General features: G+C 62.2%; 17 protein-coding genes. 13 read left to right on the forward strand and 4 right to left on the reverse strand.

What is annotated here, in order from left to right; genetic code table 11:
• Positions 1-2: 2 nt before the first annotated feature.
• The 3 genes from ugpE to FB009_RS30570 all read left to right on the forward strand — a co-directional run bounded on the left by ugpE (position 3) and on the right by FB009_RS30570 (position 2,657).
• The gene (gene ugpE, locus FB009_RS30560) at positions 3-851 is read left to right on the forward strand and encodes a sn-glycerol-3-phosphate ABC transporter permease UgpE (protein WP_011969344.1); all 849 of its coding nucleotides are present in this window, start codon (positions 3-5) and stop codon (positions 849-851) included.
• Entirely contained in the window at positions 851-1,900 is a 1,050-nt protein-coding gene (locus tag FB009_RS30565; protein ID WP_011969343.1) for a sn-glycerol-3-phosphate import ATP-binding protein UgpC, read from the forward strand. Before ugpE ends, FB009_RS30565 begins: the two co-directional genes overlap by 1 nt.
• 124 nt (positions 1,901-2,024) lie before the next feature.
• A complete protein-coding gene (locus FB009_RS30570; RefSeq protein WP_011969342.1) occupies positions 2,025-2,657 on the forward strand; it encodes a glutathione S-transferase family protein in 633 nt (210 codons plus the stop codon).
• A gap of 51 nt (positions 2,658-2,708) precedes the next feature.
• Here the strand turns inward: FB009_RS30570 and FB009_RS30575 are convergent, their stop codons facing one another.
• From FB009_RS30575 to FB009_RS30590, 4 genes are all read right to left on the reverse strand, one after another.
• Entirely contained in the window at positions 2,709-3,782 is a 1,074-nt protein-coding gene (locus FB009_RS30575) for an alcohol dehydrogenase family protein (RefSeq protein WP_011969341.1), read from the reverse strand.
• Between the two features lie 11 nt (positions 3,783-3,793).
• Entirely contained in the window at positions 3,794-5,170 is a 1,377-nt protein-coding gene (locus FB009_RS30580) for an aspartate aminotransferase family protein (protein ID WP_011969340.1), read from the reverse strand.
• A gap of 82 nt (positions 5,171-5,252) precedes the next feature.
• The gene (locus tag FB009_RS30585; RefSeq protein WP_011969339.1) at positions 5,253-6,749 is read right to left on the reverse strand and encodes an NAD-dependent succinate-semialdehyde dehydrogenase; all 1,497 of its coding nucleotides are present in this window, start codon (positions 6,747-6,749) and stop codon (positions 5,253-5,255) included.
• A 157-nt stretch (positions 6,750-6,906) separates the two neighbouring features.
• Positions 6,907-7,401: an Lrp/AsnC family transcriptional regulator gene (locus tag FB009_RS30590; protein WP_018209555.1), complete on the reverse strand. Its 495-nt coding sequence runs from the start codon at positions 7,399-7,401 to the stop codon at positions 6,907-6,909.
• A 104-nt stretch (positions 7,402-7,505) separates the two neighbouring features.
• Between FB009_RS30590 and ehuR the strand changes: the two genes are divergently transcribed.
• From ehuR to doeB, 10 genes are all read left to right on the forward strand, one after another.
• Positions 7,506-8,891 carry a MocR-like ectoine utilization transcription factor EhuR gene (gene ehuR / locus FB009_RS30595; RefSeq protein ID WP_050564339.1) on the forward strand — a complete coding sequence of 462 codons (1,386 nt, stop codon included), beginning with the start codon at positions 7,506-7,508 and terminating at the stop codon, positions 8,889-8,891.
• A gap of 160 nt (positions 8,892-9,051) precedes the next feature.
• On the forward strand, positions 9,052-9,837 hold the full coding sequence (gene ehuA / locus FB009_RS30600; RefSeq protein ID WP_011969336.1) for an ectoine/hydroxyectoine ABC transporter ATP-binding protein EhuA: 786 nt from the start codon (positions 9,052-9,054) through the stop codon (positions 9,835-9,837).
• A gap of 58 nt (positions 9,838-9,895) precedes the next feature.
• Complete coding sequence (ehuB, locus tag FB009_RS30605) at positions 9,896-10,747, forward strand: ectoine/hydroxyectoine ABC transporter substrate-binding protein EhuB (protein ID WP_011969335.1); 852 nt, start codon at positions 9,896-9,898, stop codon at positions 10,745-10,747.
• 103 nt (positions 10,748-10,850) lie between these two features.
• On the forward strand, positions 10,851-11,510 hold the full coding sequence (gene ehuC / locus FB009_RS30610) for an ectoine/hydroxyectoine ABC transporter permease subunit EhuC (RefSeq protein WP_024312438.1): 660 nt from the start codon (positions 10,851-10,853) through the stop codon (positions 11,508-11,510).
• A gap of 2 nt (positions 11,511-11,512) precedes the next feature.
• Positions 11,513-12,175, forward strand: coding sequence for an ectoine/hydroxyectoine ABC transporter permease subunit EhuD (gene ehuD, locus FB009_RS30615; protein ID WP_011969333.1), 663 nt, complete (start codon positions 11,513-11,515; stop codon positions 12,173-12,175).
• Positions 12,175-12,960, forward strand: coding sequence for an ectoine utilization protein EutA (gene eutA, locus FB009_RS30620; protein ID WP_011969332.1), 786 nt, complete (start codon positions 12,175-12,177; stop codon positions 12,958-12,960). Before ehuD ends, eutA begins: the two co-directional genes overlap by 1 nt.
• Positions 12,957-13,961 (forward strand): hydroxyectoine utilization dehydratase EutB, encoded by a 1,005-nt coding sequence (gene eutB, locus FB009_RS30625; RefSeq protein WP_011969331.1) that lies wholly within the window; start codon positions 12,957-12,959, stop codon positions 13,959-13,961. Before eutA ends, eutB begins: the two co-directional genes overlap by 4 nt.
• Complete coding sequence (gene eutC / locus FB009_RS30630; RefSeq protein ID WP_018010517.1) at positions 13,958-14,947, forward strand: ectoine utilization protein EutC; 990 nt, start codon at positions 13,958-13,960, stop codon at positions 14,945-14,947. The genes eutB and eutC overlap by 4 nt, the downstream gene beginning before the upstream one ends.
• Before the next feature lie 45 nt (positions 14,948-14,992).
• A complete protein-coding gene (gene doeA, locus FB009_RS30635; RefSeq protein ID WP_011969329.1) occupies positions 14,993-16,174 on the forward strand; it encodes an ectoine hydrolase DoeA in 1,182 nt (393 codons plus the stop codon).
• A gap of 4 nt (positions 16,175-16,178) precedes the next feature.
• Entirely contained in the window at positions 16,179-17,183 is a 1,005-nt protein-coding gene (gene doeB, locus FB009_RS30640; RefSeq protein WP_011969328.1) for a N(2)-acetyl-L-2,4-diaminobutanoate deacetylase DoeB, read from the forward strand.
• Positions 17,184-17,367: the final 184 nt, after the last annotated feature.

Below are 17,367 nucleotides of genomic sequence, written 5' to 3' on the forward strand. Positions count from 1 at the left end.
CAATGATTGAGAAGCGCCCTATCTCCAGCCTGATCGGGCACCTGATGCTGATCATTGGCGTCATCATCGTGGTCTTTCCGATCTACTACACCTTCGTCGCATCGAGCATGAGCTCGGTCGAGATCATCCGCCCGCCGATGCCGCTCGTTCCCGGCTCGCGGCTTATCGAGAATTATAGCGAAGCGCTCTCCGGCGGCGTCGAGCGAGTCGTCGGCGTCAGCCTCGAACGGTTGCTGTTCAATACGTTCGTGGTGGCGGTTGCGATCGCTGCCGGCAAGATCGTCATTTCCTTTCTCTCGGCCTTCGCCATCGTGTTCTTTCGCTTCCCGCTGCGGATGGTGTTTTTCTGGATGATCTTCATCACCCTGATGCTCCCGGTCGAGGTGCGGATTCTGCCGACCTACAAGGTGATCGTCGATCTCGGACTGATCGATACCTATGCCGGACTAACGTTGCCCTTGATGGCATCGGCAACGGCGACCTTCCTGTTCAGGCAGTTCTTTCTGACGATCCCGGGCGAGCTCGTGGAAGCGGCGCGGATCGACAATGCGGGTCCGTTCCGATTCATGCGGGATATCCTGCTGCCGCTTTCCAAGACCAATATCGCGGCGCTTTTCGTAATCCTCTTCATCTACGGCTGGACGCAGTATCTCTGGCCGCTGCTGGTGACGAACGACAGTCGTATGAACACGATCATCATCGGCCTCAGGAAGATGGTCGATTTCACCGATGCGTCGACCCCGTGGAACTACGTCATGGTGACGGCGATCCTCGCGATTATCCCGCCGGTCGCCGTGGTCGTCCTGATGCAGCGCTGGTTCGTCAAGGGTCTGGTCGAAACGGAGAAGTAATGGCAACGATCAATCTTACGGATGTCCACAAGACCTATCAGGGCGACATCGCCGCGATCCGCGGCGTTTCGCTTGCGATTGCCGATGGCGAGTTCATCGTGCTCGTCGGGCCTTCCGGCTGCGGGAAGTCGACGCTGCTGAGGATGATCGCCGGGCTCGAAAGCATCACCTCCGGCGAGGTCTCCATCGGCGACCGCGTCGTCAACGGGCTCGAGCCTTCCGAGCGAGACATTGCGATGGTCTTTCAGAACTACGCGCTCTATCCGCACATGACGGTCCGCCAGAACCTCAGCTATGGCCTGAAGAACCGCAACACGCCGAAGGACGAGATCGAGCGTCGGATAGCCAAGGCGGCGAAGTCCCTGGAAATAGAACCTTTCCTGGATCGAAAGCCGCGGCAGCTTTCAGGCGGTCAGCGCCAGCGTGTGGCGATGGGGCGGGCGATTGTCCGGGAACCCGCCGCCTTTCTCTTCGATGAACCGCTTTCGAACCTGGACGCAAAGCTCAGGGTCCAGATGCGCGTCGAGATCAGGCGCCTTCAGCGGGCTCTTGCCACGACGAGCGTCTATGTCACGCACGACCAGCTCGAGGCGATGACGCTCGCCGATCGCCTCGTCGTTCTGAACGGCGGCAGGATCGAGCAGGTGGGGACGCCCATCGAGCTCTACGAGAAACCGGCGACGGCATTCGTCGCGACCTTCATCGGTTCACCGTCGATGAACCTGCTCGATATCGGGAGCCACGATTCTGCGTGGACCGTTCCGGGGGGGCTGGTCGGGAAACCGGGGCTTGCGACAATCGGCATCCGGCCGGAGGACATCACACTCGCGGATGGTTCGGCCGGAGGCGATCGTTTCAGAGCCCGGGTTCGCGTCGGTGCCGTGGAGCTGGTCGGCGCCGAAAGTTACGTGCACGGTACTTTGACCAACGGCGAGCCGCTCGTCTTCAGAGTTGCCGGCCGTTCCCGCACGGCAATCGACGAGGAGCTCGAGGTCGCAGCGGAACCGGAAAGCCTGCATTGGTTCGACGCCGCCGGCCGCCGCCTGTAGGCGCGCGGCCAATGCGTGGCTCGCCAGATTTTTTGCGACCGCCTGTCGGCTCGAAGGTCCCGCCAGCGTCCTTTGATAGCGACTACGCAATTTCAACGATTGGACAGCAAGCAGGAGAACCAAGATGATGAAACTGTATGGATTGGGTCCGACCCGTTCGCTTCGCGCGCTTTGGGCCCTGCGGGAACTCGATGCCGAGTTCGAGTTCGTACCCGTCAACATCTTGGGTGGCGAAGCCCGGCACCCGGACTTCCTGCGCCTCAACCCTGCCGGCAAGCTTCCGGTGCTGGTCGACGGTGACTTCATCCTCACGGAATCCGCCGCGATCGTTATGTATCTGGCGGAGAAATATGGTGCCAAAGGCTTGATGCCCACGGATCTGAAGGAGCGGGCGCAGGCTTATCGTTGGACTCTTTTTGCGGTTACCGAGCTTGAACAGCCCCTCTGGCGAATAGCCAAGCACGAATTTCTGTATCCCGAAAACAAGCGCTTACCGGAAGATGTGGCGCTCGCCCGAGAAGAGTTCCTGGCGATGGCAGCAGTGCTCGAACGCCACATGGACGGGCGCGAGTTCATTGTCGGCGAGAGGATGACCATAGCCGATTGCGTCACGGCTTATGTGCTGGACTGGGGCAACGAAAATGCGTTGATCGACGGCTTTTCCAATCTCAAGGCATATTTTGAGCGGATGTATGCGCGTCCCAGGGCCCCGCAGCGAATTGCCGAAGCGATGGCGGATCTCCAGCAGGTCGCCTGAGAAGTTCCTCATTCCCGTGCTTTTTGTCACGGGAAAGAGGACAGCATCCGCTCAATCAGGCACGACCACGAGCTTGCCGACGAAGTTCTTCGCCATGAAGTCTGTCTGCGCCCGATGGAATTGCGAAAGGCGATAGACGCCGCCGACGAGCGGCCGGATCTTCTTCTCCTCGATATAGCGGACGAGGCGGAGGAAATCGGCCCGGCTGCCCTGGCTCGATCCGTGCAGCTCCAATTGCTTCAGGTACATCGTCCTGAGATCGAGTTGCACGACCGGCCCGGCGATCGCCCCGGCGGTGGTATAGCGGCCTTCCGGGCGCAGGATCTTCAGAAGGTCGTTGAAGAGGGGGCCGCCCACAAGGTCGGCGACCACATCGATCGGCCGGCCGCCGCCTGCCGTCTCAACAGCCTCGGCGAGGTTGCCCTGGCCTCGGGTCACCACGGCTTCGGCGCCGATTTCGAGCATCGCTGCTTCCTTGCCCGGTCCGGCAACGGCGATCGGAACGGCGCCGCGCGCGCGGGCAAGCTGAATGATCGCCGAGCCGACGCCTCCCGAGGCACCGGTCACGAGCACGGTCTCGCCGGCGGCAAGCCGCGCCCGTTCCAGCATGCGCTCGCCGGTGAGATAGGCACAGCAGAAGGTGGCAAGCTCTATGTCGGTCAGGTCGGTTGCGACCACGTGAGCGTTTTCTGCCGGAAGCGCCATATACTCGGCATAGCCGCCATCGCGGCCATGGCCCATATAGTCGATGTCGGCAAGACTGTCGTCGTCGCGGTTGTAGATCGAGAAATCGACCATGACGCGTTCGCCTATGCGTGCCTCGTCCACACCTTCGCCGACCGCCACGATGTGCCCGACCGTGTCCGTACCCTGGATGCGCGGGAAGGTCAGGGTATTGCCCTGGCGGCGCCAGGTCGAGACGGCGGACGGGTCGTCTTCCGTTCCATAGGCGCCTTCGCGCACCCATACGTCGGTATTGTTCATGCCGCAGGCGGTGACTTTGATCAGCACCTCGCCTGCGGCCGGAGCCGGGACTGGAACGTCCCGGCTGTAGACGAGCTTGTCCAATCCGCCATGGCCGGTCAGCCGCACTGCCGCCATGGCGTCAGGAATGGAACCTATCATATGCGTCCTCCTCAGCGGTCGAATACGGACTGGATGGCATCGGTCGCCGCCTTGACGACGATGTCGGCTTCATCACGCGTCAAGCAGAGCGGCGGTGCAAAGCCGAGAATGTCGCCCTGCGGCATGGCACGGCCGATGACGCCGCGTTCGAGGAGCGCTGTTGCCACCTGCGGCCCGATCTTGCGGCCCGGGTCGAAGAAGGCGCGGTCGTCCCGGTCCTCAACGAACTCGATCGCCGCCATCAACCCGTCGCCGCGCACTTCGCCAACATTGCGGTGATCGCCGATAGCCTTCTGCAGTTCTTCGCGGAAATAGGCGCCCGTCGTACCGGCATTCTCCACGATGCCGAGTTCGTCGATCAGCTCGAGATTGGCAATGCCGGCTGCGGCGCAGATCGGATGCGCGGAATAAGTCCAGCCATGGCCGATGGCACCGAGCTCATTCGATCCCTTTACCAGCACCTGCCAGACCTTGTCGGCGACGATCGTGCCGGACAGCGGGGCGTAGGCCGAGGTCAACCCCTTCGCGATGGTGATGAGGTCCGGCTTGATGCCGTAGTGGTCGGAACCGAACATGGTACCGAGACGGCCGAAACCTGTCACCACCTCATCGGCAACCAGGAGGATATCGTATTTCTGAAGAACGCCCTGGATCTTCTCCCAGTAGCCTTTCGGCGGCGGCACGATCCCGCCCGTGCCGAGGATCGGCTCGCCGATGAAGGCGGCAACGGTGTCGGGACCCTCTGCGAGGATCATCTCCTCCAGCTTCTCGGCGCAATATTGCGAGAATTGCTCCTCGCTCATCGAACGGTCCGGGCGGCGGAAATAATAGGGTGCTTCGGTGTGCAGGATCGGCGCGCGCGGCAGATCGAAAGCATTGTGGAAGAGGTGAAGACCGGTCAGCGAGCCGGTCATCACGCCCGAGCCGTGATAGCCCCGCCAGCGCGAGATGATCTTCTTCTTCTCCGGCCGGCCAAGAATGTTATTGTAGTACCAGATCAGCTTGATGTTGGTTTCGTTGGCGTCCGAACCTGACAGACCGAAATAGACGCGCGACATGCCTTCCGGTGCCCGGTCGATAATCATTTTGGAAAGCCGGATCGAGGCCTCCGTGCCGTGGCCCACATAGGCATGATAATAGGCGAGGTTCTTCGCCTGTTCCGCAATCGCATCGGCGATCTTCTGACGGCCGTAGCCGACATTGACGCAGTAGAGGCCTGCAAAGGCATCGAGGCTCCGCTTGCCGGAAATATCGGTTATGTAGACGCCTTCGCCGCCCCCGATCACACGGGTCGGGGTCTCGCCGCGCGCGTGCATTCCCATATGGGTCGAGGGATGGAAGAAGTGGTCGCGGTCCCAGGCAGTGAGTTCGTTGCTATTCTCGAGCATGGTATTTCCTTTCATGAATCTAGCGCAAGTTTTACGCAATGCCGGATGCAAACCGCTATGCACTTTTGTCGAAATGCAATGATCAGGCGGCGGTGTCGATGCAGAGATATTTGAGTTCGGTGAAAGCCTCCATGCCGTGGCGGGAGCCTTCGCGGCCGAGGCCCGATTGCTTCCAGCCACCGAAGGGGATCGGCCCACCGGTGATCTTCACCCGATTGATCGCTACCATGCCGTATTCGAGGGCGCGGGCGAGCCGCATCTGGCGGGCGCCGTTATCGGTTACGACATAGGCGACAAGCCCGTATTCCGTGTCGTTCGCCCGCGCGACCACTTCGTCTTCGCTATCGAAGGCGGAGATGGCCGCAACAGGGCCGAAGGTCTCCTCGCGCATGATCAGCGCGTCGTCCGGCACATCCGTCAGAAGGGTCGGCTGGAAGAAGAGCGGCCCGGCGGCGTGTCGCTTGCCGCCGGCGGAAAGCCTGGCGCCCGATTTCAATGCGTCCGCAACTTGTTCCTCTACCTTGGCGACGGCACGTTCGTGCATGAGCGGTCCGATATCCGTACCCGGTTCCATCCCGGACCCGACTTCCAAACGGGCAATCCGCGCGGCAAAGGCTTCCTGGAATGCCTTGAGCACGGGCCGTTCGACGTAGATCCGATTGGCGGCAAGGCAATCCTGGCCGGAAGTGGCGAATTTCGCGGCTATCGCAATATCGGCAGCCTTTTCGACATTCGCATCGGCGAAGACAATAAGGGGGGCATGACCGCCGAGCTCCATCACCAGCCGCTTCATCGTCGGCGCGCATTGCGAGGCGATCAGGCGGCCGATTTCGGTCGAGCCGGTGAAGCTCATGGCGCGCACCCGTGCGTCCTCGCACATTCGTCCGACGATCGTTGCCGCCTTGCCGGTGACGACATTGAAGACGCCAGCCGGAAGCCCGGCCCGCTCTCCGAGTTCGGCCAGAGCGAGCGCCGAGAGGGGCGTCTCGGACGAGGGGTGCGCCACCACGGTGCAGCCTGCAGCAAGGGCCGCGGCCGCCTTGCGCGTGATCATCGCGGAAGGGAAGTTCCAGGGCGTGACGATGCCAACGACTCCGAGTGCTTCGCGTCGCACGATCATTTCGGCATCGGCCAGATGGCTCGTCACGCTTTCGGCATTGAGGCGCTTGCCCTCTTCGGCATACCACTCGATGAACGAAGCCGCATACTCGATCTCGCCGCGCGACTCGGCGAGCGGCTTGCCTTGCTCCAGGGTCATCAAAAGAGCGAGATCCTCCCGGGCGTCGAGCATGAGGCCGTGCCATTTGCGCAGAATCGCAGCGCGTGCTTGCGGCAGCATGTTACGCCAGGAGCTGAACGCTTTTTCCGCCGCGTCGATCGCTTCCGACGTCTGTGCAGCGTCGAGCGAGGCGACGAAGGCGAGTGACGCGCCGCTGGCCGGATCGCTCACCTCAAGGCTGGAACCCTCCCGTCCGGCAACCCAGCGGCCGCCGACATAGGCAAGCTCCCGCAGCAATTGGCGGTCGTTCAGTTTTTTCAACGCATCGTGAAAGGCTGTGCGCGCAAAAATGGCGGTCATAAGGGTTCTCCTCGACTGTTGAGAGAAGAGTGCCACCGTTGTGGAGAGAGATTGTCCAAACGGACAGGGCAGGGGAGAGACTTTGACCAAAGTGGGGGCAATGGGGGGAGAGATTGACTATCTCGAGCGCCGTTGCCTGGGCTGCGCCCGGTGTCGCCTAATCCTGCCCAGCCGACGCTTGCGGCAACAGCGAGCCGAGCGGCAGGACGGTCTCGTCCTTGACCGTCTTCGTGACGATGTAGGTGAAATATCGATCGATGCCGAGTTCCCTTTCGAGAAGCCCGTCGACCAAGCGCTGGTAGGCGTCGATGTCCGCCGTCATGATCTTGAGGATATAGTCGACCCCGCCGCCGACGGACCAGCAGGCGACGATCTCGGGGATCGCGGCAATGGCCCGCTCGAAACGATCGAAATCGGCCTGCCGGTGGTTGCCGAGCGTGATCTCCATCATGACGCTGGCGACAGGTGCCACCCGCCTCAGTGCCACGCGGGCGTGATAGCCGGTGACGATGCCGGCTTTCTCAAGCTTTCTGAGCCGCATCCAGCAGGGCGTCGGCGACAGGCCCGCCTTCTCGGCAAGTGCCAATTTGGTGATACGCCCATCGGCCTGGATCGCCTCGAGAATGCGCAGGTCGATCGCATCGAGCTTCATAAACAGGTCCTTCCGTCGGTGCTGGTCATATCAAAGTCAGGAAATGACATTGGGTGCTCACTTTTGCATTGTCAATTGAGCTGATTTTGATCACTGTTCAAATCATGACAAATTGGACGCCCGACACGACACTTCTGCGCCGCCCTGCCTATCTTTCGCTGGCGGATCAATTCGCCCGCGCCATTCAGGAAGGAAGGCTCCAGAACGGTGCAAGGCTGCCGACGCACCGCAAGCTTGCCGACGATCTGAAGCTCTCGGTTCAGACGGTAAGCCGCGCCTATGACGAGCTCATCCGGCGCGGGCTGATCTCCGGTGAGGTCGGGCGTGGCAGTTTCGTGCAGACGCGGCCGCGCGAGCCGGAGCCGCCCTATCTGCCGGAGCGTCTGGGCGAATTGATCGATCTTTCGATTCTCAAGCCGGTCTGCGAGCAATACCATCTGGAGAAGATGCGGCAGGGCTTTGCCTGGCTTGCCGAAAACCTGCCTGCAAGTTCGGCGCTTTCCTTTCGTCCGAACATGGTCTTCCCGCGGCACCGCAACATCGCGGCTGAATGGCTGTTACGCTGCGGCCTGGACGTCTCTCCGCTCAACATCAATCTGACCAACGGTGCGACTTCGGCCATGACCGTGGCGCTGATGAGCGTGGCGCCGCCCGGCTCGACCGTCGCAACCGAGGCGATCAGTCACCACACTCTGGTGCCGCTTTCGAGCTATCTCGGAATCCACCTCAACGGCATCGCCATCGACCGCGACGGCATGATTCCGGATGCCCTGGACGAGGCATGCCGCAAGGGCGTGGTTCGCGCGGTCTTCCTGCAGCCTTCGGTGATCAACCCGACCGCGACCCTGATGAGCGCGGAGCGGCGGGCGGCGCTGGCGGAGGTGGCGCGGCGGCACGACATCGCCATCATCGAGAACGATATCCTCGGGCCCCTGGTCGAGGAGCGCTTGCCCCCGGTCGCCGCATTGGCTCCGGAGCGTACGCTCTACGTGACGAGCTTCACCAAGATAACCGTGCCCGGCCTCAGGATCGGCTACCTGGTGGCCCCCGACCGTTATGTGGCCGCGGTTGCCAACAGGCATCTCGTTTCCAACTGGATGGCGACTCCGGCGATTGCGGAGATCGCGACGCAGTGGGTGAGCGACGGCACGGCGATCGAACTCGTGAACTGGCAGCGCCGCGCGCTCGCCTCGCGCCATGTGATCGCCAAGGAGGTGCTCGGAAGTCTTGCTCATCACACGCACCCGCAGAGCCTGCATGTCTGGCTGCCGCTGCCCGAAGGTCATATGGAGGACGCCTTCGTCTCTCAGGCACGCCTGCGCGGCGTGGCGATCGCACCGGGTGCATCCTTCCGAACGGCGGACAGCGGCTGGCGTCCGGCCGTCAGAATATCGCTCGGCTCGACGACCGAGCAGGAACTCAGGTCCGGGCTTGGCATTGTCGCCTCCCTGGCGCTTGGCCAGCCGGAGGCATTATTGCTCGTCATTTGACTGGGAATGCTCCGCTTTTAGGCATATTCCGAATAATTGTCATGATATTATAATTGAGATTGACATGATTTTGGAACCGGATCATCGTTAGGACATCAACGAACGGCGCCTGAATGCTCAGCGGCCAAGCGCATCGGAAATCTCGAAGGGAGAGGCGTGAATGTCCCAGCCGATCATTCGCATCGACAATATCGTCAAGCGATACGGTCCTCTGACTGTGCTCGACGGTTTGTCGATGGAGGTGATGCCGGGCGAGAAGCTGGCGCTCATCGGTCCATCGGGTTCGGGCAAGACGACCATCCTGCGTATTCTGATGACGCTCGAGACGATCAGCGAGGGCTTCATTCAGGTCGAAGGCGAAGAGCTCTATCATGTGAAGAAGGCGGGGAACCTCGTTCCCGCCGACGAGCGGCACCTCCACAAGATGCGCGAGAAGATCGGCATGGTCTTCCAGCACTTCAACCTCTTTCCCCATAAATGCGTTCTCGACAACGTGACCCTGGCGCCGATGCTGACAAAGGGCATGGCCCGCGCTGATGCGCAGAAACGCGCGATGGAGCTGCTCGACATGGTTGGCCTCGCCGACAAGGCCAAGAGCATGCCGGCGCAGCTTTCCGGTGGGCAGAAGCAGCGCGTTGCGATTGCTCGCGCCCTGGCGCTCTCTCCTAAGATCATGCTTTTCGACGAGGTCACCTCCGCGCTCGATCCCGAGCTCGTGGAGGAGGTCCTGAACGTCATGCGCAAACTCGCGGCAGAGACGGACATGACGATGCTGCTCGTCACCCACGAGATGGGCTTTGCCCATGATTTCGCCGACCGGGTGCTTTTCTTCGATCGCGGCAAGATCGTGGAAGAGGGAAAGCCCGAAGAGATTTTCCGGCATCCCAAACAGGAACGCACACAGACATTCCTGCGCAAGATCATAGCGGCAGGGCACCGCGTCTAAGCCTTACGGCCGGCATTGCCTCAAGGAAAACATCGAGAGAACAGAGGAGTTGGGAACGATGAAACTGAGAGATTGGATGGCGATGGCGGCAGGCGCCACGGCATTGATGGCAGTTGCTGCGGCGACGCCTGCCACGGCAGATGAGAACAAGCTCGATGAGCTGAAGGAACAGGGCTTCGCGCGCATTGCCATTGCCAACGAACCGCCCTTTACCGCCGTCGGAGCCGACGGCAAGGTCTCCGGTGCAGCACCGGATGTTGCCCGCGAAGTCTTCAAGCGGCTCGGCGTCGCCGATGTCGTAGCCTCCATTTCCGAATATGGCGCGATGATCCCGGGCTTGCAGGCCGGCCGCCATGACGCGATCACCGCCGGCCTTTTCATGAAGCCGGAGCGCTGCGCCGCCGTCGCCTATTCCGAGCCGATCCTCTGCGATGCCGAGGCCTTCGCGCTGAAGAAAGGCAATCCGCTCGGTCTCAAGAGCTACAAGGACATCGCCGACAATCCGGACGCCAAGATCGGCGCGCCGGGCGGTGGTACCGAGGAGAAGCTGGCGCTCGAAGCGGGCGTACCGCGCGACCGCGTCATCGTGGTACCGGATGGCCAGAGCGGGATGAAGATGCTGCAGGACGGCCGCATCGACGTCTATTCGCTTCCGGTCCTTTCGATCAACGATCTCGTCTCCAAGGCGAACGACCCCAATATCGAGGTTGTCGCGCCGGTCGAGGGTGCGCCGGTCTATTGCGATGGCGCGGCCTTCAAGAAGGGCGACGAGGCGCTCCGCGACGCCTTCGATGTCGAGCTCGCCAAACTGAAGGAATCGGGCGAATTCGCGAAGATCATCGAGCCCTATGGCTTCTCGGCCAAGGCTGCAATGTCAACCACCCGCGAGAAGCTCTGCGCCGCGAAATAAGCCCCGGCTGGGGTTCCCGGCCGCCTTCCGTTCGCATCGTGCGATGGGAAGGCGGTGTGGGCGGCGGCAACCAGGCCCAAATTCTGACTGGAACAACGAAACGATGATCGACTGGTCCGGCTATATCGGATTGATCCTGCAGGGCGCCTGGGTGACCGTGCAACTGACCCTCATGGGCTCGGCGCTGGCCGTCGTGGTGGCTTTCGCGGCCGGTCTCGGGCGGCTCAGCCGGTTCATGGCCGTTCGTGCGCTCGCCACCACATATATAGAATTCTTCCGCGGCACCTCGATTTTCGTGCAACTGTTCTGGGCTTATTTCGTCCTGCCTTTTGCCGGCATCACGCTGACGCCGCTGCAGGCAGGTGTGCTCGCTCTCGGGCTGAATGTCGGCGCCTATGGCGCTGAGGTCGTGCGGGGAGCGGTGAAAGCGATCGGCCGCGAGCAGCGTGAGGCCTGCATCGCGCTCAATCTCACGCGTTTTCAGGCGATGCGCCACATCATCCTGCCCCAAGCGCTCCCGCTGATGCTGCCGACCTTCGGCAACAATGCCATCGAGCTCTTGAAAGGAACTGCGGTGGTTTCTCTGATTTCGCTCACCGACATGACCTTTCAGGCTCAGGTGGTGCGCGCCCAAACCGGCAGCACGCTGATCCCCTTCGCGACCATCCTGCTGCTTTACTTCGCCATGGCCTGGCTGATCTCGATGGGCATGCGCTGGCTCGAGAGGCGCGTCAGTCGCGGCCTCGACGGTGTGAGGGTCTGATCATGGAATGGGATTGGGAATTCGTCCGCCAGATCATGCCGACCCTCATCGAGGGGCTGAAGATCACGATTCTTGCCACCGCGCTCGGCGCGGTCGTTGCCGCGGTGATCGGCCTTGTCTTCGCCATCCTGCGGATGACTGCGCCGAAGCCGATCGCGCGCGCCACGAGCTTCATCGTCGAGTTCATCCGCGGCACGCCGCTGCTCGTGCAGCTCTACTTCATCTTCTACGTGCTTCCGGACGTCGGAATCCGCCTGCCTGCTCTGGTCGCCGGCGTCATCGGGCTCGGAATACACTACGGCACCTATGCCGCCGAGGTTTACCGTGCCGGCATTGAAAACGTGCCGCGCGGACAATGGGAAGCGGCCAAGGCAACAAACCTGACCGCTCGCCAGACCTGGATCCACGTCATCCTGCCGCAGGCGATCCCGCCGATGATTCCCGCCCTCGCAAACTACCTGATCGCCATGTTCAAGGAGACGCCGCTGCTGTCGGCGATCACCGTGCTTGAACTGATGAATCAGGCCAAGAGCATCGCCAACAGCAACTATCGCTATATCGAGCCGATGACGCTGGTGGGCGTATTCTTCCTGATCATGAGCCTGATCTCGGTCGTGTTCCTGCGCTGGCTGGAAGAGCGTTATTCCCGTGTGGAGCAACGCTGATGAAATCCCCCGTTGCGCTATCGCTTGCCTCGCGGAGCCCGCGGCTCGACGCCCGACCCGTCAATAGACGGATCGGGCTCGTCATCCTCGCCACCGATCATACGACGGAGGTCGATTTTCAACGGATGGTCGCATCGGACCGGATCGGGGTCTATGTCACCCGTATCCCCTATGCCAATCCGGTGACGCCGGAGAACCTGCGGGCAATGCAGCCGTCGCTAACCGAAGCCGCGGCCCTGATCCTGCCCGACGAGACCCTCGACGTCGTCATGTATTCCTGTACCTCGGCCTCCGTGGTCATTGGAGACGAGGAGGTGGCTGCGGCGATAACAGCCGCGAAGCCGGGGGCGACCGTCGTCACGCCGACCGATGCCTCGGTCCGGGGTCTGAGGGCTCTGGGCGCCAAGAACATTTCGGTTCTTACCCCTTACACGATCGAGACCAGCAGGCCCATGGCCGGCTATTTCGCTGAGCGTGGATTCGCTATCGACAGGTTTACCTGCCTGGGTCTCACGGACGATCGCGAGATGGCGCGGATCCGGCCCGAGGAGATCGTGGCCTTCGCGAAGGAAGCCGCAGCAGCGGAATCGGATGCGCTCTTCATCTCCTGCACCGCTGTGCGCGCGGCAGTCAAAATCGCCGAAATCGAACAGGCGATCGGGAAGCCGGTCGTCAGCAGCAATTACGCCACCGCCTGGGCCTGCCTGCGTCTTTGCGGCGACCAGGAAGCACGCCCGCATCTCGGCCGGCTGATGGAGCTGCCGCTCGAAGGAGAACGACTGTGAGCGTTTCTCTTCCTGTGACGATAGACGACATCGAGGCGGCGGCGCGGCGCATTTCCGGCCGCGTACGGACCACGCCGCTGGTAGACTCGGCATCCTTGAGTGAACGCATTGGTGTGCCGGTCGGCCTCAAGCTCGAGCACCACCAGACGACCGGCAGCTTCAAGCTGCGCGGCGCGACCAATGCGGTGCTTTCGCTTTCTCCCGGCGACCGGGCACTCGGCGTAATCGCGGCGTCGACGGGCAATCATGGCCGGGCACTGGCCCATGCGGCCAAGGCGGAGGGCTCGGTCGCGACGATTTGCATGTCGCATCTGGTGCCGCTGAACAAGGTTTCCGAAATCAGGCGCCTTGGCGCCCATGTGCGGATAATAGGCAATTCCCAGGACGAGGCGCAGGTAGAAGTCGAACGGCTGGTCGCCGAAAATGGTCTCGTGATGGTGCCACCTTTCGACAATGCGGCGGTCGTTGCGGGGCAGGGGACGCTCGGACTTGAGATCGTTACGCAGATGCCGGATGTATCGACGGTACTTGTGCCGGTCTCGGGTGGCGGGCTTGCCGCCGGTGTGGCGGCAGCCGTCAAGGCGCGCAAACCGGCGACGCGCGTCATCGGGTTGACTATGGAGCGCGGCGCGGCGATGCAGGCGAGCATCGCTGCCGGCGGGCCGGTGCTCGTCGACGAATATCCGAGCCTGGCGGATTCGCTTGGCGGCGGCATAGGGCTGGACAATCGCGTCACGTTCCGCATGTGCCGGGAACTCCTCGACGAGATCATCCTTCTGACGGAGGATGAAATCGCTGCCGGCATGCGTCATGCCTATGCTGAGGAGCGCGAGATCGTGGAAGGGGCGGGCGCCGTCGGCATCGCCGCGCTTCTTGCCGGAAAGATCAGGGACATCGACGGCCCGATCGCGATCATCCTGTCGGGCCGCAATGTCGACATGGACCTGCACCTGCGCGTGATGAACGGCGAAGCGGATCCGTTTCGCGGGGAGGCGGCATGACACGGATGAAGATACTCACCGAAAGGCAACTGCGCAGCATCGTGCCTCTCGATCGCGAAGCGGTTGCCTGCGTCGAGGAGGCGTTTCACGCGCTTGCCACAAAAGCGGTGGCGATGCCGCCGATCCTGAGGCTCGACATACCGGAGCATCGCGGTGAGGTGGACGTCAAGACGGCCTACGTGCCGGGTCTCGACGGCTTCGCGATCAAGATCAGTCCGGGCTTTTTCGACAACCCGAAGCTCGGGCTGCCGAGCACCAACGGCATGATGGTGCTTCTGTCCAGCAAGACAGGATTGGTGCAGGCGCTGCTGCTCGACAATGGCTATCTTACCGACGTGCGTACGGCGGCGGCTGGGGCGGTCGCGGCCAGGCATCTGTCGCGGGAAGACGCCTCGATCGCCACGGTTTTCGGCGCCGGCATGCAGGCAGGATTGCAGCTCGAAGCACTTGCCCTCGTGCGGCCGATCCGGGAGGCGCGTATCTGGGCTCGCGACGCCGGCAAGGCCGAAGCGGCGGCGCGTGAGATGACCGATAAGCTCGGCTTTGCCGTCAGCGCCGTCGTCGATCCCGTAGCCGCCGTCAGCGGGGCCGACATCATCGTGACGACCACGCCGTCAGAAACGCCGGTCCTCAAGGCCGAATGGCTTCAGCCGGGGCAGCACGTCACGGTCATGGGGTCGGACACCGAGCACAAGAACGAGCTCGACCCGCATGCCTTCGCCCGCGCCACCTATGTCGCCGACAGCCTCAGGCAGACCCGCCGGCTCGGCGAACTGCATCACGCGATCGCCGCCCGTCTCGTGCCGGCGGAGGCCGAATTTGCGGAACTTGGCCAGGTGATCGCCGGGATGAAGCCCGGTCGCACGCGGGCCGAGGAGATCACTATTGCCGACCTGACCGGCACCGGCATCCAGGACACCGCCATCGCCACGCTCGCCTTCGCGCGGGCAAACACGGCGGACGCAGGTACGACATTCGACAGCTGACACCGGCATTGCCAAAGACGAGGCCGGAAGAACGAGGGAAAAGACATGACCCAACCCAACCTCAAATTCTCCCTTGAGGAATATGAAGCGCGGCTCGCGAAGACCCGAAAGGCCATGGAGGCGAAAGGCGTCGACCTCCTGATCGTGAGCGACCCCTCAAACATGGCCTGGCTCACAGGCTATGACGGCTGGTCCTTCTACGTACATCAGGCGGTCATCGTACCGCCTTCGGGCGAACCGATCTGGTTCGGCCGCGGCCAGGATGCCAATGGGGCGAAGTTTACCGCCTATCTCAAACACGAGAACATCATCGGCTACCCCGATCACTACGTGCAGTCGACCGAACGTCACCCCATGGACTATCTCTCGGGTATCCTCGCCGACCGCGGGTTCGGTTCGCTCCGCATCGGTGTAGAAATGGACAATTACTGGTTCTCGGCCGCTGCGTTTGCGTCGCTGCAGAAGCGCCTCCCCAATGCGCGTTTCGTCGACACGACGGCGCTGGTGAACTGGCAGCGTGCCGTCAAAAGCGAGACGGAAATCAAATATATGCGCAACGCCGCCCGCATTGTCGAAGCCATGCATCAGCGCATCTTCGACAAGATCGAAGTGGGCATGCGCAAATGCGATCTGGTGGCGGAAATCTACGATGCGGGCACGCGGGGCGTTGATGGCATCGGCGGCGACTATCCGGCAATCGTGCCGCTTCTCCCTTCCGGCGTCGAGGCTTCAGCGCCGCATCTCACCTGGGACGACCGGCCTATGAAGCGAGGCGAGGGCACCTTTTTCGAGATCGCCGGCTGCTACAATCGCTATCACCTGCCGCTGTCGCGCACGGTGTTCCTGGGCAAGCCGACCCAGGCCTTCCTCGACGCCGAGAAGGCGACTCTCGAAGGCATGGAGGCGGGGCTCGCAGTCGCCAAGCCCGGCAATACCTGTGAGGACATCGCGAACGCGTTCTTCTCCGTGTTGAAGAAATACGGGATCGTCAAAGACAACCGTACCGGCTATCCCATCGGTCTTTCCTATCCGCCGGACTGGGGCGAGCGCACGATGAGCCTGCGCTCGGGCGACAGGACGGAACTGAAGCCGGGAATGACTTTCCACTTCATGACGGGCCTCTGGCTCGAGGACATGGGTTTCGAGACGACCGAAAGCATTCTCATCACCGAGAGCGGCGTCGAGTGCCTTGCCTCCGTGCCGCGCAAGCTGATGGTCAAGGACTGAACGGATGAGGGAGCATCACTTGCGGCCATCGCCGATCAGCGCCACCGTCGATTTCGAGGCGGATGGCATCCAGCACGGCTTCCTGCGCCTTCCCTATAGCCGCGACGATTCCGCCTGGGGTTCGGTGATGATTCCGATCAGCGTGGTCAAGAACGGGAAGGGGCCGACCGCCCTCCTGACGGGCGGCAATCACGGCGACGAATATGAAGGGCCGATCGCGCTTTTCGATCTCGCCCGCAAGCTCGATGCCGCCGATGTCGAGGGAAGGGTGATCATCGTTCCGGCAATGAACTACCCGGCCTTCCAGGCGCAGACGCGGACGTCGCCGATCGACAGGGGCAATATGAACCGCAGCTTTCCGGGCAAGCCCGACGGGACGGTCACCCAAAAAATCGCGGACTACTTCCAGCGTGTCCTGCTGCCGCTCGCCGACATCGTGCTCGACTTTCATTCAGGCGGGAAGACGCTCGACTTCCTGCCCTTCTGCGCGGCTCATGTCCTGCCTGACAAGGCGCAGGAGGAAAGGGCCTTCGAATTCGTTCGGGCATTCGGGGCGCCCTATTCGATGAAGATGCTGGAGATCGATACGGTCGGAATGTACGACACGGCCGCCGAGGAGATGGGCAAGATCTTCGTCACCACAGAGCTCGGAGGCGGCGGATCGGCAACCGCCCGGACAGCTTCGATCGCAAAACGCGGTGTTGTGAATGTCCTGAAGCATGCCGGGATCCTCGAGGGCGAGGTCGAGACGGCATCCACCCGGTGGCTCGACATGCCGAGCGACGATTGTTTCGCTTTCGCGGAGGATGAAGGGCTCGTCGAGTTTCTCGTCGACCTCGGCGAAGCGGTCGCACGCGACGCGGTGATTGCGCGGGTCTATCCGATCGGACGCACGGGTGTCGAACCGGTGGAGGTCCGAGCCAGGATGAACGGCCTTCTCGTGGCCAGACATAATCCCGGGCTGATCAAGCCGGGCGACTGCTGCGCGGTGCTGGCAGTCGAAGTATAGCAGCTCCTACCCCGGTGCGCGTTGCCGGGGAAGCCTATCGGAGGGCTGCAATCTCCACGCTTCATCTGCGGCGCGGCTGGAAGCGTCTCTTCAGCCCAAGGACTTGGTCTGGCTGGCAACTGTGTTTGTCAGGTGGTTCGTCGGAAGGTTGTTTTGTCCCTGATGATGGCGTTTGCGATGGCGA

The organism is Sinorhizobium medicae, from assembly GCF_007827695.1.
Lineage (GTDB): Bacteria > Pseudomonadota > Alphaproteobacteria > Rhizobiales > Rhizobiaceae > Sinorhizobium > Sinorhizobium medicae.

What these genes read in the sequence shown, in the direction of transcription:
- ehuA (WP_011969336.1), top strand. Translation starts at nt 9,052, where the DNA reads ATGTCCCAGCCGATCATTCGCATCGACAATATCGTCAAGCGATACGGT.
- ehuB (WP_011969335.1), top strand. Translation starts at nt 9,896, where the DNA reads ATGAAACTGAGAGATTGGATGGCGATGGCGGCAGGCGCCACGGCATTG.
- FB009_RS30575 (WP_011969341.1), bottom strand. Translation starts at nt 3,782, where the DNA reads ATGATAGGTTCCATTCCTGACGCCATGGCGGCAGTGCGGCTGACCGGC.
- ehuD (WP_011969333.1), top strand. Translation starts at nt 11,513, where the DNA reads ATGGAATGGGATTGGGAATTCGTCCGCCAGATCATGCCGACCCTCATC.
- FB009_RS30565 (WP_011969343.1), top strand. Translation starts at nt 851, where the DNA reads ATGGCAACGATCAATCTTACGGATGTCCACAAGACCTATCAGGGCGAC.
- doeB (WP_011969328.1), top strand. Translation starts at nt 16,179, where the DNA reads ATGAGGGAGCATCACTTGCGGCCATCGCCGATCAGCGCCACCGTCGAT.
- FB009_RS30570 (WP_011969342.1), top strand. Translation starts at nt 2,025, where the DNA reads ATGATGAAACTGTATGGATTGGGTCCGACCCGTTCGCTTCGCGCGCTT.
- FB009_RS30585 (WP_011969339.1), bottom strand. Translation starts at nt 6,749, where the DNA reads ATGACCGCCATTTTTGCGCGCACAGCCTTTCACGATGCGTTGAAAAAA.
- FB009_RS30580 (WP_011969340.1), bottom strand. Translation starts at nt 5,170, where the DNA reads ATGCTCGAGAATAGCAACGAACTCACTGCCTGGGACCGCGACCACTTC.
- doeA (WP_011969329.1), top strand. Translation starts at nt 14,993, where the DNA reads ATGACCCAACCCAACCTCAAATTCTCCCTTGAGGAATATGAAGCGCGG.
- ehuC (WP_024312438.1), top strand. Translation starts at nt 10,851, where the DNA reads ATGATCGACTGGTCCGGCTATATCGGATTGATCCTGCAGGGCGCCTGG.
- eutA (WP_011969332.1), top strand. Translation starts at nt 12,175, where the DNA reads ATGAAATCCCCCGTTGCGCTATCGCTTGCCTCGCGGAGCCCGCGGCTC.
- ugpE (WP_011969344.1), top strand. Translation starts at nt 3, where the DNA reads ATGATTGAGAAGCGCCCTATCTCCAGCCTGATCGGGCACCTGATGCTG.
- FB009_RS30590 (WP_018209555.1), bottom strand. Translation starts at nt 7,401, where the DNA reads ATGAAGCTCGATGCGATCGACCTGCGCATTCTCGAGGCGATCCAGGCC.
- eutC (WP_018010517.1), top strand. Translation starts at nt 13,958, where the DNA reads ATGACACGGATGAAGATACTCACCGAAAGGCAACTGCGCAGCATCGTG.
- ehuR (WP_050564339.1), top strand. Translation starts at nt 7,506, where the DNA reads ATGACAAATTGGACGCCCGACACGACACTTCTGCGCCGCCCTGCCTAT.